At 63.3% G+C, this 20,378-nt stretch carries 14 protein-coding genes (1 of these 14 cut by a window edge); 6 read left to right on the forward strand and 8 right to left on the reverse strand.

The genetic code is table 11. The features are described 5' to 3' along the window. Both IB249_RS29420 and IB249_RS29425 read right to left on the reverse strand, forming a co-directional pair. On the reverse strand, positions 1-5,472 hold the beginning of the coding sequence (locus tag IB249_RS29420) for a non-ribosomal peptide synthetase (protein WP_192309902.1). 6,894 nt of this gene lie to the left of the window's left edge; 5,472 of the gene's 12,366 nt are visible here — the first part of the coding sequence; it begins with the start codon at positions 5,470-5,472; the stop codon falls past the left edge of the window. A 231-nt stretch (positions 5,473-5,703) separates the two neighbouring features. Beyond that, the gene (locus tag IB249_RS29425; RefSeq protein ID WP_192309904.1) at positions 5,704-6,438 is read right to left on the reverse strand and encodes a thioesterase II family protein; all 735 of its coding nucleotides are present in this window, start codon (positions 6,436-6,438) and stop codon (positions 5,704-5,706) included. Between the two features lie 134 nt (positions 6,439-6,572). On the opposite strand from IB249_RS29425, the gene IB249_RS29430 reads away from it, so the two are divergent. From IB249_RS29430 to IB249_RS29440, 3 genes are all read left to right on the forward strand, one after another. After that, entirely contained in the window at positions 6,573-7,706 is a 1,134-nt protein-coding gene (locus IB249_RS29430) for a cupin-like domain-containing protein (RefSeq protein WP_192309906.1), read from the forward strand. Positions 7,707-7,912: 206 nt separating this feature from the next. Then, the gene (locus tag IB249_RS29435; RefSeq protein WP_192309908.1) at positions 7,913-8,701 is read left to right on the forward strand and encodes an SDR family oxidoreductase; all 789 of its coding nucleotides are present in this window, start codon (positions 7,913-7,915) and stop codon (positions 8,699-8,701) included. After that, a complete protein-coding gene (locus IB249_RS29440; RefSeq protein ID WP_192309909.1) occupies positions 8,694-10,520 on the forward strand; it encodes a glycoside hydrolase family 15 protein in 1,827 nt (608 codons plus the stop codon). Before IB249_RS29435 ends, IB249_RS29440 begins: the two co-directional genes overlap by 8 nt. A 75-nt stretch (positions 10,521-10,595) precedes the next feature. Here the strand turns inward: IB249_RS29440 and IB249_RS29445 are convergent, their stop codons facing one another. Then, on the reverse strand, positions 10,596-11,555 hold the full coding sequence (locus tag IB249_RS29445; RefSeq protein ID WP_192309910.1) for a GlxA family transcriptional regulator: 960 nt from the start codon (positions 11,553-11,555) through the stop codon (positions 10,596-10,598). Positions 11,556-11,645: 90 nt separating this feature from the next. Here IB249_RS29445 and inhA point away from each other — a divergent pair, with 90 nt between their 5' ends. Further along, positions 11,646-12,329 carry an isonitrile hydratase gene (inhA, locus tag IB249_RS29450; RefSeq protein WP_192309911.1) on the forward strand — a complete coding sequence of 228 codons (684 nt, stop codon included), beginning with the start codon at positions 11,646-11,648 and terminating at the stop codon, positions 12,327-12,329. A gap of 332 nt (positions 12,330-12,661) precedes the next feature. Here the strand turns inward: inhA and IB249_RS29455 are convergent, their stop codons facing one another. Next, a complete protein-coding gene (locus tag IB249_RS29455; protein ID WP_192309912.1) occupies positions 12,662-13,150 on the reverse strand; it encodes an SRPBCC family protein in 489 nt (162 codons plus the stop codon). Positions 13,151-13,344: 194 nt separating this feature from the next. Here IB249_RS29455 and IB249_RS29460 point away from each other — a divergent pair, with 194 nt between their 5' ends. Then, positions 13,345-13,746, forward strand: a complete 402-nt coding sequence (locus IB249_RS29460) for a lysozyme inhibitor LprI family protein (protein ID WP_192309915.1) — start codon at positions 13,345-13,347, stop codon at positions 13,744-13,746. A 96-nt stretch (positions 13,747-13,842) separates the two neighbouring features. On the opposite strand, the gene peaD is transcribed toward IB249_RS29460, so the two are convergent. The 4 genes from peaD to peaA form a co-directional block, all read right to left on the reverse strand. After that, positions 13,843-14,961 (reverse strand): quinohemoprotein amine dehydrogenase subunit beta, encoded by a 1,119-nt coding sequence (gene peaD / locus IB249_RS29465; RefSeq protein WP_192309918.1) that lies wholly within the window; start codon positions 14,959-14,961, stop codon positions 13,843-13,845. A 25-nt stretch (positions 14,962-14,986) separates the two neighbouring features. Continuing rightward, positions 14,987-15,310 (reverse strand): quinohemoprotein amine dehydrogenase subunit gamma, encoded by a 324-nt coding sequence (qhpC, locus tag IB249_RS29470; RefSeq protein WP_008016081.1) that lies wholly within the window; start codon positions 15,308-15,310, stop codon positions 14,987-14,989. Between the two features lies 1 nt (position 15,311). Further along, positions 15,312-16,742, reverse strand: coding sequence for a quinohemoprotein amine dehydrogenase maturation protein (peaB, locus tag IB249_RS29475; RefSeq protein ID WP_192309920.1), 1,431 nt, complete (start codon positions 16,740-16,742; stop codon positions 15,312-15,314). Positions 16,743-16,820: 78 nt separating this feature from the next. Next, complete coding sequence (peaA, locus tag IB249_RS29480; protein WP_192309922.1) at positions 16,821-18,401, reverse strand: quinohemoprotein amine dehydrogenase subunit alpha; 1,581 nt, start codon at positions 18,399-18,401, stop codon at positions 16,821-16,823. A 458-nt stretch (positions 18,402-18,859) separates the two neighbouring features. Here peaA and IB249_RS29485 point away from each other — a divergent pair, with 458 nt between their 5' ends. Continuing rightward, positions 18,860-20,350 (forward strand): aldehyde dehydrogenase family protein, encoded by a 1,491-nt coding sequence (locus IB249_RS29485; RefSeq protein ID WP_192309923.1) that lies wholly within the window; start codon positions 18,860-18,862, stop codon positions 20,348-20,350. Positions 20,351-20,378 lie beyond the last annotated feature (28 nt).

Consider the following 20,378-nt stretch of genomic DNA (forward strand, 5'->3'; position numbering starts at 1 on the left):
CGTGGCGCCGAAGGCCACGCTCTCATGACCGGTGTAGCGTTGCAGCAACAGCAGCCAGGCGGCTTGCACCAGGGTGTTGACGGTGACTTTCTGCTGGCGGGAAAACGCTTCCAGGCCCAGCGTATTCGCAGGCGTCAGGTTCAGGTAATGATCGCCATGGCCGCTGAGGCTGTCGTTGCCCGCCACCACCTGGGCCAGGCGCGTCGGCTCCTGCAGCGACGCCAGCTGTTCGCCCCAGTAAGCCTCGCTCGCCTGGGCGTCCTGACGCTGCAGCCAACCGATGTAATCGCCATAACGCCCACCCGTCGCCGGTGGCGTTTGACCGCGGTAGCGTTGCAGGACTTCGCCGAGCAGCTGCGAATTGCTCCAGCCATCCATCAGGATGTGGTGATGGGTGTAGATCAGATGCCAGCCATCGGCAGCGGTTTGCACCAGCACCAGACGCAGTAACGGCGCCTGGGTGAGATCGAAGCCCTGCTGGCGCTGGTCATCCGCCAGGTCGTCCAGCGCCACGGCCAGATCGCCGTGCTCACGCCAATCGAGCACGCTGAACGGCAATTGCACCTGTTTGTGGACGATCTGGACCGGCTGCTCCAGCTCGCCCTGCCAGACAAACCCGGTGCGCAGAATGTCCTGCGCCTCGACGGTCGCTTGCCAGGCGGCGCGGAAGCGCTGCGGATCGAGGCCCTGAACGTCGACCCGCAGCTGATTGATGTACTCGCCCGCCGCCTGTTCATACAGGGTGTGGAACAACAGACCCTGTTGCATCGGCGACAAGGGATAGAGGTCGTCCAACTGGCCGGCCGCCACCGGCAAGCCGTCGAGTTGCGCCTGGGTCAGGCGCGCCAGCGGGAAGTCCGATGGCGTGGGCTGCGGGAGGTCGAGGGTGCAGCAATGTTCGATCAGTGCGTCGAGTTCGGCCACATAATGGCCGGCCAGTTGCTCGATGGTGCGGCGGTCGAACATCTCGCTGCTGAAACCCCAGCTCATCGCCAGCTCGCCGCCATACACCTGGCCCTCCACCGTCAGCCAGTTGGCCAAAGGCGCGCCGGGATCCTGCGCTGCGCCGCTGCCTTCGCTCGAGGGTAGGAACAGCGCCGCGTCGTCGAACTGGCGATCGAACTGCCCCAGGTAGTTGAAGGTGATGCGCGGTGCGGGCAGGGCTGCCAGCACTGCGCCGATCGCAGGTTCGGCCAGGTAACGCAGCGCGCCGTAGCCCAGGCCCTTGTCCGGCACGGCTCGCAGTTGTTCCTTGATGGTCTTGATCGATACGCCGACCTCGGCGTCAGGCGTCAGCTTGACCGGGAACAGGCTGGTGAACCAGCCGACGGTGCGGCTCAGGTCGATGTCGTCGAACAGGTCTTCGCGACCATGGCCTTCGAGCTGGATCAGCGTGCTGCCCTGCCCGGTCCAGCGACACACCACACGCGCCAGCGCCGTCAGCAGCAGGTCGTTGACCTGGGTGCGATAGGCTGCGGGCGCCCCTTGCAGCAGCTTGCGGGTCTGTTCGGCGTCGAGTCTGATCTCGACTTTCTGCTCGAAACGATTCTCCAGGGCGCCGTTGGCGCGATCGCAAGGCAAGTCGCCCTGCACGTCGCGCAGTTGCGCCTGCCAGTGATCGAGGCTGTGGAGGAACACCGGCAGGTGCGCTTGCAGGCGCGCCGCCCAGTGCTGATAGGCGCTGGTCTTGGCGACAGGCCGCATGGCCGTTCCGTCCCGGGCCTCGCGGTAAAACTGCTGCAGATCTTCCAGCAGGACGCGCCACGACACCCCGTCCACCACCAGGTGATGGATCACCAGCAGCAAACGCTGGCTGCCATCGTGCATGTCCACCCGCAGCGCTCGCAGCAGCGGGCCCTGTTGCAGGTCGAGGCTGCGCTGCGCCTCTTCGCAGAGGTCCAGCAAGGCTTGCGCCGAATCGGCCCGGCGCTGCCACAGCACCGAATCCGCCGTCGGCCCCGTATAGGCCTGCTGCCACCCCGCGGCGCTGTTCTGGTAACGCAGGCGCAAGCCGTCGTGGTGCCTGAGCAATTGCCCCAGGGCCTGCTCCAGCGCCTCGCCATCCAACGGCTCACGCGGGATCAGCAGCAGCGACTGGTTCCAGTGCTGGCGCTCGGGGATAGGTTGCTCGAAGAACCAGTGCTGCACCGGCGTCAGGGCCACTGCGCCGACCGCGAGCCCCTGGTCGATGGTGCTCTGCGCAGCCTGACGCGCCACTTGCGCCAGGCTGCGGATGGTCTGGTGCTGGAACAGGTCCTTGGGACTCAACACGATGTCGGCCTGACGCGCACGGCTGACCACTTGCATCGAGACGATGGAGTCACCGCCCAATTCAAAGAAATTGTCTTCCAGGCCCACCGAGTCGATGGCCAGGACGTCTTGCCAGATCGCCGCCAGGGCTTTTTCCAGGGCGCTGTGCGGCGCGACGTGTTCACGCTGCTGCCAGGAGCCATCGACTGCTGGCAAGGCCTTGCGGTCGAGTTTGCCATTGGGGGTCAACGGCAGCGCATCGAGGAACAACAGGTAGGTCGGAACCATGTAATCCGGCAAATGCTCACGCAGCGCGGCCTTGAGGGTTTCCCGCAGGCCGGCCTGAACCCCGGCATCGCCCGCCACGACCGCCGCATCGCTCGGCACGATGTAGGCCACCAGCTGCTGACCGTTGGCGCTGTCCTGAGCCAGCACCGCCAGCTCGCGTACCGCGTCCTGTTGCAACAGGCGGGTTTCGATTTCACCGAGCTCGATACGGAAACCACGCACCTTGACCTGATGATCGATGCGTCCGACGTATTGCAGCGCACCCTCCGACTGGTAACGCACCAGGTCACCGGTGCGGTACAGGCGCTCGCCATTTCGGGCGAACGGGTTCGGCACGTACTTCTCGGCGGTCATCGCCGCACGCCCCAGGTAGCCACGGGTGATGCCCGCGCCGGCCAGGTACAGCTCGGCCGAGACGCCTTGCGGCACCGGTTGCAGGTCGGCATCCAGCACGTAGCTGGCGGTGTGGTGCAGCGGCCGGCCGATGTTCGCCGTGCCCCCGGCGCTGCGGCGGGTCCAGGTGGAATAGGTGGTGTCTTCCGAGGGGCCGTACAGGTCGTAGACGTGCTCGACCGTTGACTGCTCGTAGAGCGCGTCCACCAGCGTTTGCTTCAGTGGTTCACCGGCCAGGTTGATGATGCGCACGCTCGGCGGTATCTGCCCGGCGGCGTGCAGCGCATTGATGGCCGACGGCACGGTGTTGATCAGGCGCACCTGATCCCGCGCCGGCAGTTGCGGCAACTCCAGCGCATTGCGAGCGATGATCAGCGAACCGCCGTTGGCCAGGGTGACGAACAGCTCCCACACCGACAGGTCGAAGCACACCGAGGTCGAGGCCAGCACGCCCTGGATGTCGTCGCGGCTGTACACCGACTGCGACCAGTCGATCAGCGCCGACACGTTGCGGTGGGCGATGGCCACGCCTTTCGGTTGGCCGGTGGAACCGGAGGTGTAGATCACATAGGCCAGGTTGTCCGGGGTCACGCGGCTCAGCGGCGCGTGCTGTGGATAACTCGCCCAGGCATCGGCGGTGTCCATCAGCAGCACCTGGGTGTCGCTGGTCACGTTCAGGTTCTGCGCCACCGCCGACTCGGTCAGCAGCACCCGCGCGCGGCTGTCGTCGAGCATGTAGGCCACGCGCTCGGCCGGGTAGTCCGGGTCCAGCGGCACATAGGCGCCACCGGCCTTGAGCACCGCCAGCAGTGCCACCAGCAGTTGCTCGGAACGCGGCATCGCCACGCCGACCCGCACTTCCGGGCCGACACCCCGTTCGATCAGCTGATGCGCCAGGCGGTTGGCCTGGGCATCGAGTTCGGCGTAGCTCAGGTGCCGCGTGCCGAAGGTCACCGCCAATGCCTCGGGGGTCGCCGCGACTTGTCGGGCGATCATTTCATGGATGCACAGGTGGTCGGCAAACCCTTCGCCCGGCAGGTTCCAGTCGTGGACGATGCACTGGTATTCCGCGCTCTCCAGCATCTGCAGGTCGCCGATGCGTTGCGAGTCGTCGCCGACCATGCCCTGCAGCAGGCGGGTCCAGTGTTTCGCCATGCGCTCGATGGTGACGGCGTCGAACAGGTCGTTGGCGTAGGTCAGCGCCGCGTGCAACGTGCCGGCCTTTTCATAGGTGTCCAGCGTCAGGTCGAACTGGGTGGTGCGCCCTTCCCACTCGATGGCGCCCAGCTCCAGGCCCGACGCGGTGGTCACCGTGGAAATGTCCGCGACCTGCGGCTGGTGGTTGTACATCACCTGAAACAACGGGGTATGGCTCAGGCTGCGTTCCAGCTTCAAGGCCTCGACCAGACGCTCGAACGGCAGGTCCTGATGGGCCTGGGCGCCGAGGGCGGTCTCCTTGATGGCGCCGAGCAGATCCGCCACGCGGGTCTGGCCGTCCAGTTGGGTGCGCAGCACCTGGGTGTTGACGAAGAAGCCGATCAAGCCTTCGGTTTCACCGCGGTTGCGGTTGGCGATCGGCACACCGATGCGCAGGTCGGTCTGCCCGGTGTAACGGTGCAGCAGCACATTGAACGCGCCGAGCAGCAACATGAACAAGGTGACGTTGTGCTTCTGGGCGGTGGCGCGCAGCTGTTCGGCCAACCGGCTGTCGACACCGAATTCATGGCGCGTGCCGCGATAGCTCGGCATGGCCGGGCGCGGGTAATCGGTGGGCAGCTCCAGCACCGGGTGTTGATCACCCAACCGGGCCTGCCAGTAGTCCAGTTGCCGAGCCTGTTCGCCGGCCTCCAGCCAGCGGCGTTGCCACAGGGCGTAGTCGCTGTATTGAATCGGCAGCGCGGCCAGCTGCGGCTGCACGCCGGCATCATGGGCGTCGTAGCAACGGATGAATTCGTCGATCAGCACGTTCATCGACCAGCCATCGGAAACGATGTGGTGCAGAGTCAGCAGCAGCACGTGCTCCTGCTCGGCCAGCTTCAGCAATTGCACCCGCAACAGCGGGCCGACCGCCAGATCGAACGGCAGCAGCGATTGCTGCTGGGCGGCGCGGGCCACTGCCTGCTCGCGCTCCTGTACCGGCAACGCGCTGAAATCGACGTCCTCGACCTGCAAGACTGCGGTGGCCGGCACCTGCAACAGCGTCTCGTCGGCCTGACGCTGGAACACCGTGCGCAAGGTCTCGTGACGCGCCACCAGACTGGCAAACGCCTGCTCCAGCGCCGAGCGGTTCAGGCGGCCTTTGAGCCGCACGGCACCCGGCAGGTTGTAAGCGCCGCTGTGCGGGTCCAGTTGCCAGAGAAACCACATGCGTTGCTGTGCGTAGGACAGCGCTTGCCGGTCTTCGGCCTCGACGCCCTGGGGAATCGGAAAACGGGCGAAATCCACGCCCTCCTTGTTCAGGGCCGCAAGGAACATCTGGCGCTTTTCCACGGGCAACCCGATAAACCGGCGAGCAAGTTTCAAGGAGTCTTCAGCATTCATTTCTCAGCATCCGGTTCAGTAGGCAGGAAGCACAAAGGCACGTCGTCCCTATAAAACGAATGCAGTCCGGAAAAATTAGCGGGTGAGAACAACTATCAGAGGGGTGGCAGCACATCGATCAATGCGAGAGCGGGCTTGCCCGCTAAGACGGTGCGTGAGTCACCTGTGCACGGGATGACACACGGCTTTGGCGAGCAAGCCCGCGACCACAGGGAAAGGGAATAGAGGGTCTCAGGCGCTGGCCGCCATGGCGTGCCGGCGATGATGAACCTCCAGTTGGTCCCTGATCACCCGCAGTACCCTGGCCTCGTGCTCGTGGATGAAAAAATGCCCACCGGCCAGCATGTCCAGGGAGAAACTGCCGTGGGTCTCCTTGCTCCAGCCGATCAACTGTTCGGTGCTGGCCTTGTCGGCCGTGCCACCGAGCACATGCACCGGGCACTTGAGCAAGGGGCGCTGCAGGGGCTGGAAGCGCCCGCACAGAAGAAAATCCGCGCGCAGGATCGGCAGCGTCAGGCTCATCAATTCTTCGTTGGCCAGCACCTCTTCGCTGGTGCCGTTGAGCGTGCGCAACTGATCGATCAACTGCGCATCGGTTTTCGGTTCGGCAAAACCACGGTCATAGTCGGCACGCAGGGTCGGCGCCGCCGTGCCCGAGGCGAACAGCGCCACCGGCTCCGGACAGCCCAGGGCACGCAACGCATGGGCCATTTCGCAGGCGAGCAAAGCGCCGAGGCTATGCCCGAACAAGGCATAGGGTGCTGCCAGCCTGGCGCCCTGCTCCTTGGCCAGTTGCAGCGCCAAGGCGCGCATATCGGTCTGCAAGGGTTCGGCGTAGCGGGCACCACGGCCTGGCAGCTCCACCGGTTGCACATCCAGCCACTGCGGCACCTTGCGCCGCCAACGGCTGTAAACCATCGCACTGGCACCGGAGTACGGCAGGCACAGCAGGGTCAGCTTGGTCACCGCGTTCACCTTGAAAAGAGGGGTCTCTCACCATGAACGCGCAGATGCGGGCGCAAATTAGTCCGTCGCCTGGATAAATTTGCACGACACGGGTTCGTTCCCTGTTCAGACCGAAACCAAGAAGAGTGATCGTCGTGGACCTGCAAATCATCCTGGGCAAACTGTTCGCCAACGCCGGCGCAGTCGGTATCGAAGGTGTTTTCCAATTCGTGTTCGGGCCGCACCAGGCGTACTGGTCCGAGGTCAGGTCCAGCAGCCGCACCGAAGCCGGGCGCCACACCAGCCCCGACGTCACCATCGAGGTCGCGGAAAAGGACTTTCTGGGCATCATGGGCGGCCTGGCCAATGTCGAGGAGCTGTTCGCCAGCGGTCGCCTGAAGATCGGCGGCAACATGGGCCTGGCCACGATGCTGCCGCAGATCATCGACCATGCGCGCCACGGCGGCGGCGTGGTGGAAAAGGTCGACATGAACAAGCGTTACCCGACCCCGCCGCGTTTCAGTGAAAAACTGACCGCCAGCCTGCCGACCCAGCGCACGGTGGAGCGTCGGCCGCGCCGCGAATTGTCGGTGCAGGAATTCGAAAGCCGCTACCTGCCCAACGGCGTGCCGGTGATCATCAGCGACGCCTTGCAGGACTGGCCGCTGTTCAAACTCAGCCGCGAAGAATCGCTGGTGCACTTCGCCGAGTTGCAAGGCATCACCCGCCATGGCGACTACGTGAAGAAAACGTTCTCCACGGAGCGGGACTTTCGTTCCACCTCGATGGCCGACTTCATCGCCTCACTCGATTCCCCGGCGGTCAAGGGCGCCGATGGCGAGCCACCGGCCTATATGGGCAACAACATCCTTCCCGCTCAGCTGATGGAACAGATCAAGTACCCACCCTACTTCGATCCCTCGCTGTTCATCCCGCCACGGATCTGGATCGGCCCCAAAGGCACCCTGACCCCGTTGCACCGGGACGACACCGACAACCTGTTCGCCCAGGTCTGGGGTCAGAAAACCTTCACCCTCGCCGCCCCGCACCATCGCCAGGCGTTGGGCACCTGGTCCACGGCGCCCCAGGGCGGGCTGGACGGTTGCGATTTCAACCCGGATGCGCCCGACTACCAGCGTTTCCCGAGCGCGGCGCAGGTGACGTTTCTGCGGGTGACCCTGGAGGCTGGTGACCTGTTGTTTCTGCCGGAGGGCTGGTTTCATCAGGTGGAGTCGGTTTCCACCTCACTGTCGGTGAATTTCTGGGTCAACTCTGGACGCGGCTGGTAACAAGGTTCCCTGTGGGAGCGAGCCTGCTCGCGATGAAGGCCTTGCAGCTCGCCTGATTTCTGCGGGTTTACGCGATTACGTGTGGGAGCCTGTTCTTGAAGAGGCGGGCATCCTCAGCAGCCTGACAAAACTTTCATGCTTGAACCTGAACTCTCGCCAGCCCCCGTCAGTCAGCAGATAAGGCCCTCAACCCCAGGCTGATGTGCATGCAGATTTCTCTCAAGCAACAAGTGGCGCTGGTGACCGGCGCCAGTTCCGGCATCGGTGCCGGCGCCGCCAAGGCGCTGGCCGCCGCTGGTGCCGCCGTGGTGATCAACTACCACTCGCAGCCCGAACCCGCCGAACGACTGGCCCGGCAGATCAAAGCGCAGGGCGGTCGTGCCCTCGCCATCGGTGCGGATGTGGCACAGGAACAGGACGTCGAACGGCTGTTCGCGCAGAGCCTCGACGCGTTCGGCACGCTGGACATTCTGGTGGCCAACTCAGGCCTGCAGAAAGACGCGCCCGCCGTGGACATGAGCCTCGCCGACTGGAACCAGGTGATCGGCGTCAACCTCACCGGTCAGTTCCTCTGTGCCCGTGCCGCGCTGCGGATCTTCAATCGCCAGGGCATTCGTGAAGGCGTGTCCCGCGCGGCCGGCAAGATCATCCACATGAGTTCGGTGCACCAGCGCATTCCCTGGGCCGGCCACGTCAATTACGCGGCGTCCAAGGGCGGCATCGATCAGTTGATGCAGACCCTCGCCCAGGAAGTCAGCCACCAGCGCATCCGCATCAACGGCATCGCACCGGGGGCGATCCGAACGCAAATCAACCGGGATGTCAGTGAAGCCGATTTGCTCAAACTCATTCCCTACGGGCGGGTCGGCGACGTCGAGGACATTGCCAACGCGGTGGTATTTCTCGCCTCCGATGCCTCCGACTACATCGTTGGCACCACCCTGTTCATCGACGGCGGCATGAGCCTCTATCCGGAGTTTCGCGGCAATGGCTGATCATCTTTTCGAGCGACAAAGCGCCATCGACGCCCACGGCATCATTGGCGACATGCGCAGTGCCGCGCTGGTCAACGACAAGGGCAGCGTGGATTTTTTCTGCTGGCCGGAGTTCGACAGCCCGTCGATCTTCTGCTCGCTGCTGGACAGCCCCGAGGCCGGGATTTTCCAGTTATCGCCCGACCTGCCCGACGCCCGCCGCGAGCAGATCTACCTGCCCGACACCAACGTGCTGCAGACCCGATGGCTCAGCGAGCAGGCGGTGGTCGAAGTGACCGACCTGCTGCCGATCGGCGACAGCGAGGACGACCTGCCGGTACTGATGCGCCGGGTTCGGGTGGTCAGCGGTCGCGCGACCTTTCACCTGCGTTGCGCCGTGCGCCACGACTACGCCCGGGCCAGCACCCGTGCCCGCCTGGATGAACAGGATGTGGTGTTCGAGGCGAGCGGCCAGCCGGCGATGCGCCTGACATCGGATCAACCGTTACGGGTCGAGGGTCACGCCGCGTTCGCCGAATTCACCCTGGAGCAGGACCAGAGCGCACAGTTCCTGCTCGGCGGTGTCGACGATCCGCGTCTCAAGGAAGGCGCCGCCGAGCTGTGCCTGGAGCGCACCCTGAAGTTCTGGCGCGACTGGAGCGGTCAGTCCAACTACCGAGGCCGCTGGCGGGAAATGGTCAACCGCTCGGCCCTTGCCCTGAAGCTGCTGACCTCGCGCAAACACGGAGCGATCCTCGCCGCCGCGACCTTTGGCCTGCCGGAAACCCCCGGCGGTGAACGCAACTGGGACTACCGCTACACCTGGATCCGCGACGCCTCGTTTACCGTGTATGCCTTCATGCGCCTGGGGTTTGTCCAGGAAGCCAACGACTACATGCGCTGGCTGCGCGGCCGGGTCAGCGACTGCCACGGCCAACCGATGAAAATCAACATCCTCTACGGCATCGATGGCCGCCAGGAACTGCCGGAAACCGAACTCTCGCACCTGTCCGGCCATGGTGGCGCGCAACCCGTGCGTATTGGCAATGACGCCTACGATCAGGTCCAACTCGACATCTTCGGCGAGTTGATGGATGCGGTGTACCTGGTCAACAAGTACGGTGACGCCATCTCCCACGAAGGCTGGAAACACGCGGTGAACGTGGTCGACCAGGTGTGCGAGACCTGGCAGCAGAAAGACGTCGGCATCTGGGAAATGCGCGGCGAGCAGCATCACTTCCTGCACTCGCGACTGATGTGCTGGGTCGCCGTGGACCGGGCCATTCGCTTGGCCTCCAAGCGCTCGTTGCCGGCGCCCTTCGCCCGGTGGGACCAGACCCGTCAGGCGATCTATGCCGACATCTGGGACAACTTCTGGAACGAGGAACGCGGGCATTTCGTCCAGCACATCGGCGGCACCGCCCTCGACGGTTCGATGCTGCTGATGCCCTTGGTCCGTTTTGTCAGCGCCAAGGACCCGCGCTGGCTCTCGACCCTGCAAGCCATCGAGAAAAGCCTGGTGCGCGACGGCATGGTCTATCGCTATCGCAACGACGACACCCGGATCGATGGCCTCGACGGCACCGAAGGCGCGTTCGCCGCCTGTTCGTTCTGGTACGTCGAATGCCTGGCCCGGGCAGGCCAGGTGGAAAAGGCGCATCTGGAGTTCGAGCAACTGCTGCGGTACGCCAACCCGCTGGGATTGTACGCCGAGGAGTTCGACAGCCATGCCCGGCACCTGGGCAATACCCCGCAAGCACTGACGCACCTGGCGCTGATCAGCGCGGCCGTGTTCCTGGACCGGAAATTGAGTGGAGAGAAGAGTTTCTGGCAGCCTTGAGCGTGTGTCGTCGGCCATCGCTCCAAAAAAATGTGGGAGCGAGCCTGCTCGCGATGGGGCCGGCAAGGCCCCCTTTCACTGTACCGAAAACCGTTCCCGATAAGCCTGCGGCGTCACGCCCATGGCTCGCAGGAAACTGCGGCGCAGGGTCTCTTCGCTGCCAAACCCGCATTGCACCGCCAGCCGTTTGATCGGCACGCCGGTATCGCTGAGCAGACGCCGGGCGGTCTCGACGCGGATCAGTTCAATGGCACGCGCGGGGGTCTGGCCCGTATCGGCTCGGTAGTGGCGCACGAAGCTGCGCTCGCTCATGCCCGCCTGCAGGGCCAGGGTGGGAATGCCCAGGTCCATGGTGAGATTTTCGCTGATCCAGGCGTGAAGCTCGTCGAAACGGCTGCCTTCCTTCTGCAGTGACAGGGTGACGCTGAACTGTGACTGCCCGCCGGGGCGCTTGAGAAACACAACCAACTGCTGCGCCACTTCCAGCGCCATGGTGCGGCCAAGGTCGGCTTCGACCATGGCCAGTGCAAGGTCGATGCCGGCCGTGACCCCGGCCGAGGTCCACACCGGGCCGTCCTTGATGAAAATCGGATTGGGTTCAACCCGTAACTGCGGATGCTGTTGCGCCAATTGTTCGCAACGGGTCCAGTGCGTCACCACCCGTCGACCATCCAGCCAGCCGCTGGCCGCCAGCAGGAACGCCCCGGTGCACACCGATGACACACGCCGGCACATGGCCGCGTGTCCGCGCACCCAGGCCACCAGCGCCGCGTCCTGCGCCGCCGCATACACGCCCCAGCCGCCGGCGATGATCAAGGTGTCGCTGCCTTGCACGGGCAGCGGTTCGGCCAACAGCGCCAACCCCGCCGACGACGTCACCGCCCCGCCACCGCTGGCAATCACCGTGGGGGCGTACGGCGCGGGCAGGCCCTTCTGACGGGCAATGTCGTTGGCCGAGGCGAACACCTGCAAGGGCCCGGTGACATCGAGCAGTTGCACATTGGCAAAGGCGAGCACATGGATGGTCTTGGGCATGTTTGGCGTAATTCGTGGGGTAATTGGCGTATGCGCCAAATCCTACGAGCCTAGAGTGAAGTCGTCCACCCACCTCACGAGAAAAACACCATGACGTTGCAGATCGGTTTTCTGTTGTTCCCGCAGGTCCAGCAACTGGACCTGACCGGCCCTTACGACGTGCTGGCCTCGCTGCCGAACGTGAAGGTGCACCTGATCTGGAAGGACCTGCAGGCGGTCACCGCAAGTACCGGCCTGGTGCTCCACCCTACCGCCACTTTCGCCGATTGCCCGGCGCTGGATGTGATCTGCATTCCCGGTGGCAGCGGTGTCGGGCCGTTGATGGAGGATGAAGAGACGCTGGCGTTCATCAAGGCTCAGGCGGCCCAGGCGCGGTATGTCACGTCGGTGTGCACCGGCTCACTGGTGCTCGGCGCGGCAGGCCTGCTCAAGGGCAAGCGCGCCACCACTCACTGGGCTTATCACGAACTGCTCGCCCCCCTGGGGGCAATCGCGGTGAAGGATCGGGTGGTGCGCGATGGCAATCTGTTGACCGGTGGCGGCATCACCGCTGGCATCGATTTCGCGTTGACACTGGCGGCGGAGTTGTTCGACGAGGACACCGCGCAGCTGGTGCAGTTGCAACTGGAGTACGCGCCGGCGCCGCCATTCGACTCGGGCAGCCCGCAGACGGCGCCCGCCTCCGTTCTGGAGGAAGCCAACCGACGCACGGCGCAGTCACGCCAGCAGCGGGCGCAGATCACTGACCGGGTGGCCGCAAGGCTCGCGGTCTGATTGAGCCCCCCCGCATCCGTGGGAGCGAGCCTGCTCGCGCCCACAGAGGGGGCAGTGGCCCGCTTTTCGACAGGCGAAAAAAAACCCGCCAGAGGCGGGTTTTTCCCAAGACCATGTCGACTCCCTGTCGATAGCGAGTCCTTGCTGATGGTCGATCATCCATGATCCCGAAGCACTCCCTGTGCTTCAGTTGATGGGGCTAGATTACGCATCGGATCCAATCTGCAACAGACGACATAGCTACCATCGCGTGTAGGACATTCGCCATAGTCCCCTTCCGAAAACCCTTAGACACCTCAGGTGCCAGGCCCGAAAGCCGCGGTTTTCCGGGGTTACTCCTCCTGACGTTCATGCGCCTTGAGGTTGATCTTGAGAAACTCTTCGATGTTGTTCATCTGCTCATCCCAACCCCGGCTGTCCATGCGGAATGCCTTGAGACGGCGCGCCTGGGGGATGTGATCGAAGCCTGACTCGGACACCTTGAGCAAGGTGCCCCCGTCCATGTCTTCGAGCTCGAAGCGCACCAGTGTGGTGGGTTCCTGGGTGTAATCGTATTGCTGCTCCACGGCATATGGGTGCCAGCGGAAGGAAAATACCCGCTCCGGTTCGACGCGCTCCACCAGCACGTTCCACAGCAAGTGCTCATAGCCAGGGTAGGTAATCTGCCCCTGGGTCCACTCGCCGGCGACAAAACGCTTGCCTTCCAGGGCTACGCCAAACCACTGCCCAAACGCTTCGGCGTTCGCCAGCACGCGCCAGACCTGCGAGCGCGGCGCCTTGAGCAGGATCTTCCTTTCGATGCGATCTGATGCTGGGTTCATAAATCACCTCCTGTATTGAACAGTAGGCCTGTAAGACCACTTGTCCAACCTTAAAGTTGTATCTCGATCCACCTGCCTGACCTATTCGGCCGCACATTCGGGTCAAAGTTCGGGTTGAACGCCACAGGGGCAAGCCTGGCCATCGACGCTTCGCTACACTGCCCAGGTCTTTTCCCGACTCAGCGAGAACCTCAATGACTCCACGCGTGCTCCTGGCGCTGACGCCACTGCTGCTCAGCCCCCTTGCCCATGCCGTCGATTGCGACAACGCCAGCGACCAGGCGACGATGAACCAGTGCGCAGCACAACAGCACAAAGCGGCGGACAAGGAACTGAATGCGCTTTACCAACAGATCAGCGCGCGTTTGAAGGCCAGCCCTGACAGCAAGAAGCTGTTGGTCGGCGCCCAGCGGGCCTGGATCGGCTTTCGCGATGCCGAGTGCAAGTTCTCTGCATCGGCCGTGACGGGCGGGAGTGTGTACCCGTTGATCTACAGTAATTGCATCACCGAGTTGACCAAGGCGCGGTCACAGACCTTCAAGAACTACTTGAAGTGCCAGGAGGGGGATTTGAGTTGCCCGGTGCCGGGGCAGTGATATCACAGACTCATCGCGAGCAGGCTCGCTCCCACAGTGATAAACGGTGGGAGCGAGGCCACTTGCTGGCGATAGCGTCAACTCAGGGGCCAACATTCACCGGACAAAAATCTGCGCCGTGGTGATCGCCATATCCCCTCCCGGCAACTTGATGGTGCCCACCTGTTTCAGGCTGTCGGCATCGAAGATCGCCACATCGTTGAACGTCCCCGCCAGGTAGATCTTGCTCCCCTCCTTGTTGAAGGAGATGCAGTAGTAGGAGTGATCCAGCGTCGCAGCCTGGAGCATCTTCTTCTCCTTGATGTCGTACTTGGCCAGGCGATTGAGCACGCCAAACATCAGGTTAGGGTCTTTCGGTGAACGCATGCCGCTGAAGTAGATTTCCGTCAACGGGCCGAAGTCGGTGGTTTCGGTCTTGCCGGTCTTCAGGTCGACGCTGAACAGCCCATACAGGTATTCGGCAGTCGCCGGATCCTGTTTCTTGTCCTTGAATTTCGCCGTGGTGTAGAGCAGCGAGAAGTCGTGGCGATAGGTTTGCTGGTTCCACACGTAGAGCACGTCAGGCGCGCTGTAGTTCGCCCGTTTCCAGTGACGACTGGAGATCAGCACGTCGAACTTGCCGGTTTTCACATCGACCTTGTAGATGTCGGCCCCGGCTACGTACAGCGTGCCATCATCGCCACTCTGCATGATGGTCAACTGCCGCGGCGCCGGGAAGCTGCGCACCGGCCTGGCGTCCATGCCGGCGTCGGTGGCGTACACATCGAGCCGCGGCTGCTGCACTTCGTAACGGTCGTTGAGCATCAAGGTCGGGTTGGCGATGGCGAACAGTTCCTTGCCGTCATGGCTGAGGGTAAAGGCGAACATCGACTTCGCCTTCTCCCCCGGCTTCTGGGTGATGCTGGCGTGGAACACCTGCTTGCAGCTGTCCAGTTCGACGCCATAGATGTCCGCGTAATGGTTGTTCAGCACGTAGGCGGTCTTGCGATCCGGCGACAGCTGCACGGTGCCGGGGCCAAAGGCATCCGGCATCTTGCAGGTCTTGAACAGGCTGTCGGTCGCCAGGTCGATGACGTGCAGGTTGTTCGGGTAATTGGTGGTCAACATGTACTCGTGACCGTCTTGCAAAACGGTGTTTTCATCGGCCAGAACGTTGAATGCACAGGCACTCAGAACGGCAAATGCGGTCAGGCCGCAGGCTTTGATGCTAGGCATGCTGGAATCCTTCTTCTGTATCCGATCACTTGTCTTTTGGGAAGACAGTGCCAAGGTTGCGCCAGTTGTCGTTGGACGCCTGGGCATCCTTGTTCCAGTCCGGGTAGGTGCTCATCATGTCGGGCACCTGGGCCGGCCACCAGCACGGGTCGGAGCAGCCATAAAGGTCGGCTTCCATCGGCTGGCACAAGGACGACACACCGCCGAACGCGTCAATCTCCCAGCCCGGGTCGGTGGTCGAGGCGCAGCCCGCCACGGAACTCATCGCCACCACTTCTTCGATGCGGTTTTCATCCGCGGCCTGATCCAGCTTCAACGCTTTGTTATTGATTGCCTTGAGATGTTTCATATCAGTGAGCCTTGCGCGGAGTGATATAACTGCTGATGAACGCAGGGTTGTTGGCCATGATCCGGGTGTAGACCTCGATGCCGAAGTCGACCCAGTCACGCATCAGTTCGCAGTAGTGATAGGTCGGGTGGGTCGGGTCGCCGTAACGGGCGTAGCTCTCGTGGTAGCAGCCGCCGGAGCAGAGGTTGCGGATCTGGCAATCTTCGCAACCGGTATTGCTGCGGTCCAGGCGCTGGGACAGGAAGTCGTTCAGCTCCACCTGTTTCACGCCGCTGTGCACGTTGCCGAAGGTCGGCAGGGAGGAACCGGTAAAACGGTGGCACAGGTTCAGCTCGCCCTTGTGATCCACCGCCAGCATCTTCAGGCCCGCGCCGCACGGCAGGGCTTTCTTGTGGCCCTCGTGGATGTCGGTGATCAACTGGTGCAGGTTGGAGAAACCGATGTTGCGATGCGCCAGGGCCGCTTCCAGATAACGCCGGCCGAGGGCCTTCATGTTGGCGAACACCTGCACCAGTTCTTCGCTGGTGAGGTTGAAGCTGCTGATGTCGCCGGAGGTCACCGGGGCGAAACCGACTTCGGCAAAGCCCAGTTCATTGAACAGGTGATCCCAGATGGTCTCGACATCGGTGACGCCGGTGGTCAACGTCACCCGCGCGCCCACCGGACGGCTGTTGTAGCGCGACAGCAACATTTCGGCCTTGCGCCGCACGACGTCATAGGTGCCCTGCCCGCCCACGGTGATCCGGTTGCGGTCGTGCACGGTTTTCGGCCCGTCGATGCTTACCGACAGCCCGAAACGGTGGGCGTTGAGGTAGTCCACGGTCTCCTCGGTGAGCAGCGTGGCATTGGTGGTCATGACGAACTCGACGAACTTGCCCGCTTCGGCAAACCGTTTCTCACAATAGTCGACCATGTACTCGATCAGTTTGCGATTGCTCAACGGCTCGCCACCGAAGAACACCACGGTAAAACGCTCTTCGTCCGGGGATTCGCGCAGCAGCATTTCCACCGAGGCGATGGCGGTCTCGACGTCCATCTTCTTGCCCGCGGACGGCTTGTCGAGGTCTTCCTTGTAGCAGTAAGTGCAGCTCAAATTGCAGCCGGTATTGACGTTGAGCACCACGGTATTGATCGCCGTGCGCTCGACCCGCCTGGTGGCGATGTCCGGGGTCAGCGGCGAGCCGTCGCTGACCAGCTCCAGGGACATCAACTCCCGCAGGGTCTCGGTGACTTCTTCACTGTTGAAACGCGCCGCCAGGCGCTGGATCAACTCTTCCGACGAGCAGCCGGGACCGCGCAGGGAATCGATGATGGTGCCCGTCAGTTCATCGCTGGCGAACAGCGAACTGCTGGGAATGTGAAACAGCATGCGGTCGGCGTCGACCTGCACTTCATGCAGGTTACGTTCAACCAGATTCAAGATAGCGCCCATTGCAACCTCCTGTGCAGGCCCTGCCGTGCAGGGCTTGCGGTCATTCCGAAAAGTGTCTGGAACCGGGTCGGATCCGCCTTATGGAATGGGTGGATTGTTCCAGCGTTGCACGGTCACGATCATGTGGCCCTCACCGGTCAGGGATTTCCCTGCGTCGTCGACGGCGGCAATGACCTTGAGGTTGCCGGCATTGTTGGTGGACATCTTGCGTTGCGGGTTCGGCCCGGCATCGCCCGGTGTGAACACACCGCTGTCGGCCTGCATGGTGCCGGCGTATTTGACGTCTTCGTCTTCCTTGGCGCGATCATCGAACGCTTCGACCGACCACTGCGCCGGGACGATGCCGATGCGATACGGCTTGCCGTCCGCGCCCTTGCCCCAGGCTTCAGCATCGAAACGTCCCTGGACTTTCGGCGTCGAACCTCCGCCCTCACCGATCCGCGCGACCGAGAATTCCGGCACCACCTTGACCTCGGCGATCTTGCTGTAGACCGACAGGCTCGGGCCCTTGAGCGTACCGACGGTGACGGTGCGCAAGCCCGGCTGGGCATTGGCGGCCGCCTTGAGCTTGACCTTGATCTGCTGCGGGCTCTGGGAAACGATCTCGACCACCTCCACGCCCTTGCCAAAGTTCGGCTTGCCATTCAGGCCGCTGCCGACCAGGGTCACTTCGGTTTCGCCACCGGCCTTGAGGTAACCCGGTTGCACCGCCAGCAAACGGCTGCTGCCCTGCTTGGCGGCGACGAAGTCCAGGCCGCGCTCGTCGTGCTCGGCCTCGAACATCCGGCCTTGCATCGCATTGCCCTGGGCCGCGAACACCTGGCGCAGGGTCACACCGTCGATGGTGACGTTGCCGCGCCATTCGTAACCGGTGTAGAGAATCGCGCTGCCGTCGCCGTTGAACGGCGTGCCGTCGGCGTATTGGCCTTTGACGTTGACCTTGAAGGTGTCCGCGCCCTCGGCGGTCACGCTCATCACCCCGGCCAGTTCGCCCTTGCCCGACAGGTGGCCGCTGAAACTCCAGTCGCCCACCAGCGCCTCGGCTTTCGGCGCGCTGGCGAGCCATTTTTTCCAGGCCGGGTTGTCCAGCGGATACCGCTTGGCCAGCAGCGGCACCATGTCTTTGCGAGCCAGATCGAACCAGTCGCGGTCGCGTGACAGTGCCTGATACTCGAGCGACGGCCACTGACCAAGGTGGAAATTCACCAGGCGTTCCCATTCCTGGGCCGGCCGCCGTTGCAAGGCCACCCGGGCGCCGGAGTGGCACCGGCCACACATCTGACTGGTCTGGTCGTCGAACTGCTCGACGGTATTGAGCCGGCGTTCCAGCGCGTAACGCACGCCGTCGGTCTCGCTGGGTGCCAGGCCCTGGGTGTCGGCCAGGTACTTGACCAGGGTGCGACGGTCTTCGTCGCTGATCTGCAGACCGTGCATGGTCTGCATCCGAGCGATGCTCATCAGCCAGCCTTCCGGTGTCTTGCGCTGGTGGCTGATGCGACTCAGGGCGTTATCGGCCTCGGGGGTGTGACAGCCCTGACAGGTTTCCTTGAGGATGGTCTGGGCGTCGCGAGCTGCCAGGCTGTCCGGCGAATGCAGCGCTACACAGGCGGCCACGGCCAGCAGGCTGACACTCAGGCCTGATCGGAGTTTTCTCTTCATCAACGTCGAACCTCGCACGGTGCTTTCTTATTTTTGTGGCTTATCGTTTTTATGGTTTCTGCCGTCGGCTTTGATCTGCCGACGGAGGCAAGAGAAACGTCTGCGATGAGCAATACACGGAGCGTGCCAGCTTGTGAATATCTCGACTAATCAATGGCTTGCCAGTAATCGAACAGGGTTTTCACGGGCCTGTCATCGGCGTGGCACGTTCTATTTCGCGACAGGTGTTGCAACCTGAGACAAGCATAGTCCCGTTCCCTGCCGCACCATCGCTCCTACCGATGGCCTGCCAGGTGTTTCGAGATTCTCACACCGTCGCAATTTGCGACGTTTGCCCAGGCTCCGGCCATTCGAAAAAAACACCGCAAGCCCGCCAGTTCGGGCTCCGACCACGCAAATCCACATCTGGCACAGCCATTGCGAAAGACCTCGGCACACGAACAAGACGAGGTTTCAACATGTCGCTTCCCAACCTGCTTCCCGCTACCACGGCTTTCGTCCAGCGCGCCCCGCGCATGCTGATCGGCGGCGACTGGGTCGAGGCCGCCGACGGCCAGACCATGGCGCTGCACAACCCGGCCACCGGCGAGGTGCTGTGCGTGGTGCCAAGGGCCACGCCTGAAGATGTCGACCGCGCAGTGCTCGCTGCACGCCGGACCTTCGATGATTCGGCCTGGACCCGCACCCGCCCCCGCGAACGGCAGAACCTGTTGTGGAAGCTCGCCGACCTGATGCAGCGTGACGCAGAACTGCTGGCGCAACTGGAATGCCTGAACAACGGCAAAAGCGCGGCCGTGGCGCAGGCCATGGATGTGCAACTGGCCATCGACTTCCTGCGCTACATGGCGGGATGGGCGACCAAGATCGAAGGCTCCACGGTCGATGTGTCGGCGCCGCTGATGCCCAACGAGCAGTTCCACAGTTTCATCCGCCGCGAAGCGGTGGGCGTGGTCGGCGCCATCGTTGCCTGGAATTTCCCGCTGTTGCTGGCCTGCTGGAAACTCGGCCCGGCCCTGGCCACCGGCTGCACCGTGGTGCTCAAACCCGCCGACGAGACCCCGCTGACCGCCCTGAAACTGGCTGAACTGGTGCTGGAAGCCGGTTACCCCGAGGGGGTCTTCAACGTGGTCACCGGCACCGGCATCACCGCCGGTTCCGCACTGACTCACAACCCGCTGGTGGACAAGCTGACCTTCACCGGTTCCACCGCCGTGGGCAAGCAGATCGGCAAGATCGCCATGGACTCGATGACCCGGGTCACGCTGGAACTGGGCGGCAAGTCGCCGACCATCGTCATGGCCGACGCCGACCTGCCCAGCGCTGCGGCCGGCGCCGCCAGTGCGATTTTCTTCAACCAGGGCCAGGTGTGCTGTGCCGGCTCGCGCCTGTACGTGCAACGCAAGCATTTCGACAATGTGGTGGCGGACATCGCCGGTATCGCCAACGCGATGAAGCTTGGCAACGGCCTGGACCCGAGCGTGGAAATGGGCCCGCTGATCTCGGCACGGCAGCAGGAACGGGTGTATGGCTACATCGAAAAGGGCCGGGAAAGCGGTGCGACCATCGCCTGTGGCGGCGAGCAGTTCGGGCCGGGATTCTTCGTCAAACCGACGGTCATCGTCGATGTCGATCAACAGCATTCGCTGGTCCAGGAAGAAATCTTCGGTCCGGTGCTGGTGGCGATCCCATTCGACGACGAGGCCGATGCCTTGCGCCTGGCCAATGACAGCCCTTATGGGTTGGGGGCGAGCATCTGGTCGAACGACCTGGCCGCGGTGCACCGGATGATCCCGCGGATCAAGTCCGGCTCGGTATGGGTCAATTGCCACAGCGCGCTGGACCCGGCCCTGCCGTTTGGCGGCTACAAGATGTCCGGGGTCGGGCGGGAGATGGGGTATGCGGCGATCGAGCACTACACCGAGTTGAAGTCGGTGTTGATCAAGCTCTGACCTGTGGCGCCCTCGCGAGCCGGCTCGC

It is taken from the genome of Pseudomonas sp. PDM04, assembly GCF_014851765.1.
Lineage (GTDB): Bacteria > Pseudomonadota > Gammaproteobacteria > Pseudomonadales > Pseudomonadaceae > Aquipseudomonas.

Bases quoted from the DNA above. Each gene is read 5' to 3' on its own strand.
- IB249_RS29435 (WP_192309908.1), top strand. From the start codon at position 7,913: ATGCAGATTTCTCTCAAGCAACAAGTGGCGCTGGTGACCGGCGCCAGT.
- IB249_RS29440 (WP_192309909.1), top strand. From the start codon at position 8,694: ATGGCTGATCATCTTTTCGAGCGACAAAGCGCCATCGACGCCCACGGC.
- IB249_RS29445 (WP_192309910.1), bottom strand. From the start codon at position 11,555: ATGCCCAAGACCATCCATGTGCTCGCCTTTGCCAATGTGCAACTGCTC.
- inhA (WP_192309911.1), top strand. From the start codon at position 11,646: ATGACGTTGCAGATCGGTTTTCTGTTGTTCCCGCAGGTCCAGCAACTG.
- IB249_RS29455 (WP_192309912.1), bottom strand. From the start codon at position 13,150: ATGAACCCAGCATCAGATCGCATCGAAAGGAAGATCCTGCTCAAGGCG.
- IB249_RS29460 (WP_192309915.1), top strand. From the start codon at position 13,345: ATGACTCCACGCGTGCTCCTGGCGCTGACGCCACTGCTGCTCAGCCCC.
- peaD (WP_192309918.1), bottom strand. From the start codon at position 14,961: ATGCCTAGCATCAAAGCCTGCGGCCTGACCGCATTTGCCGTTCTGAGT.
- qhpC (WP_008016081.1), bottom strand. From the start codon at position 15,310: ATGAAACATCTCAAGGCAATCAATAACAAAGCGTTGAAGCTGGATCAG.
- peaB (WP_192309920.1), bottom strand. From the start codon at position 16,742: ATGGGCGCTATCTTGAATCTGGTTGAACGTAACCTGCATGAAGTGCAG.
- peaA (WP_192309922.1), bottom strand. From the start codon at position 18,401: ATGAAGAGAAAACTCCGATCAGGCCTGAGTGTCAGCCTGCTGGCCGTG.
- IB249_RS29485 (WP_192309923.1), top strand. From the start codon at position 18,860: ATGTCGCTTCCCAACCTGCTTCCCGCTACCACGGCTTTCGTCCAGCGC.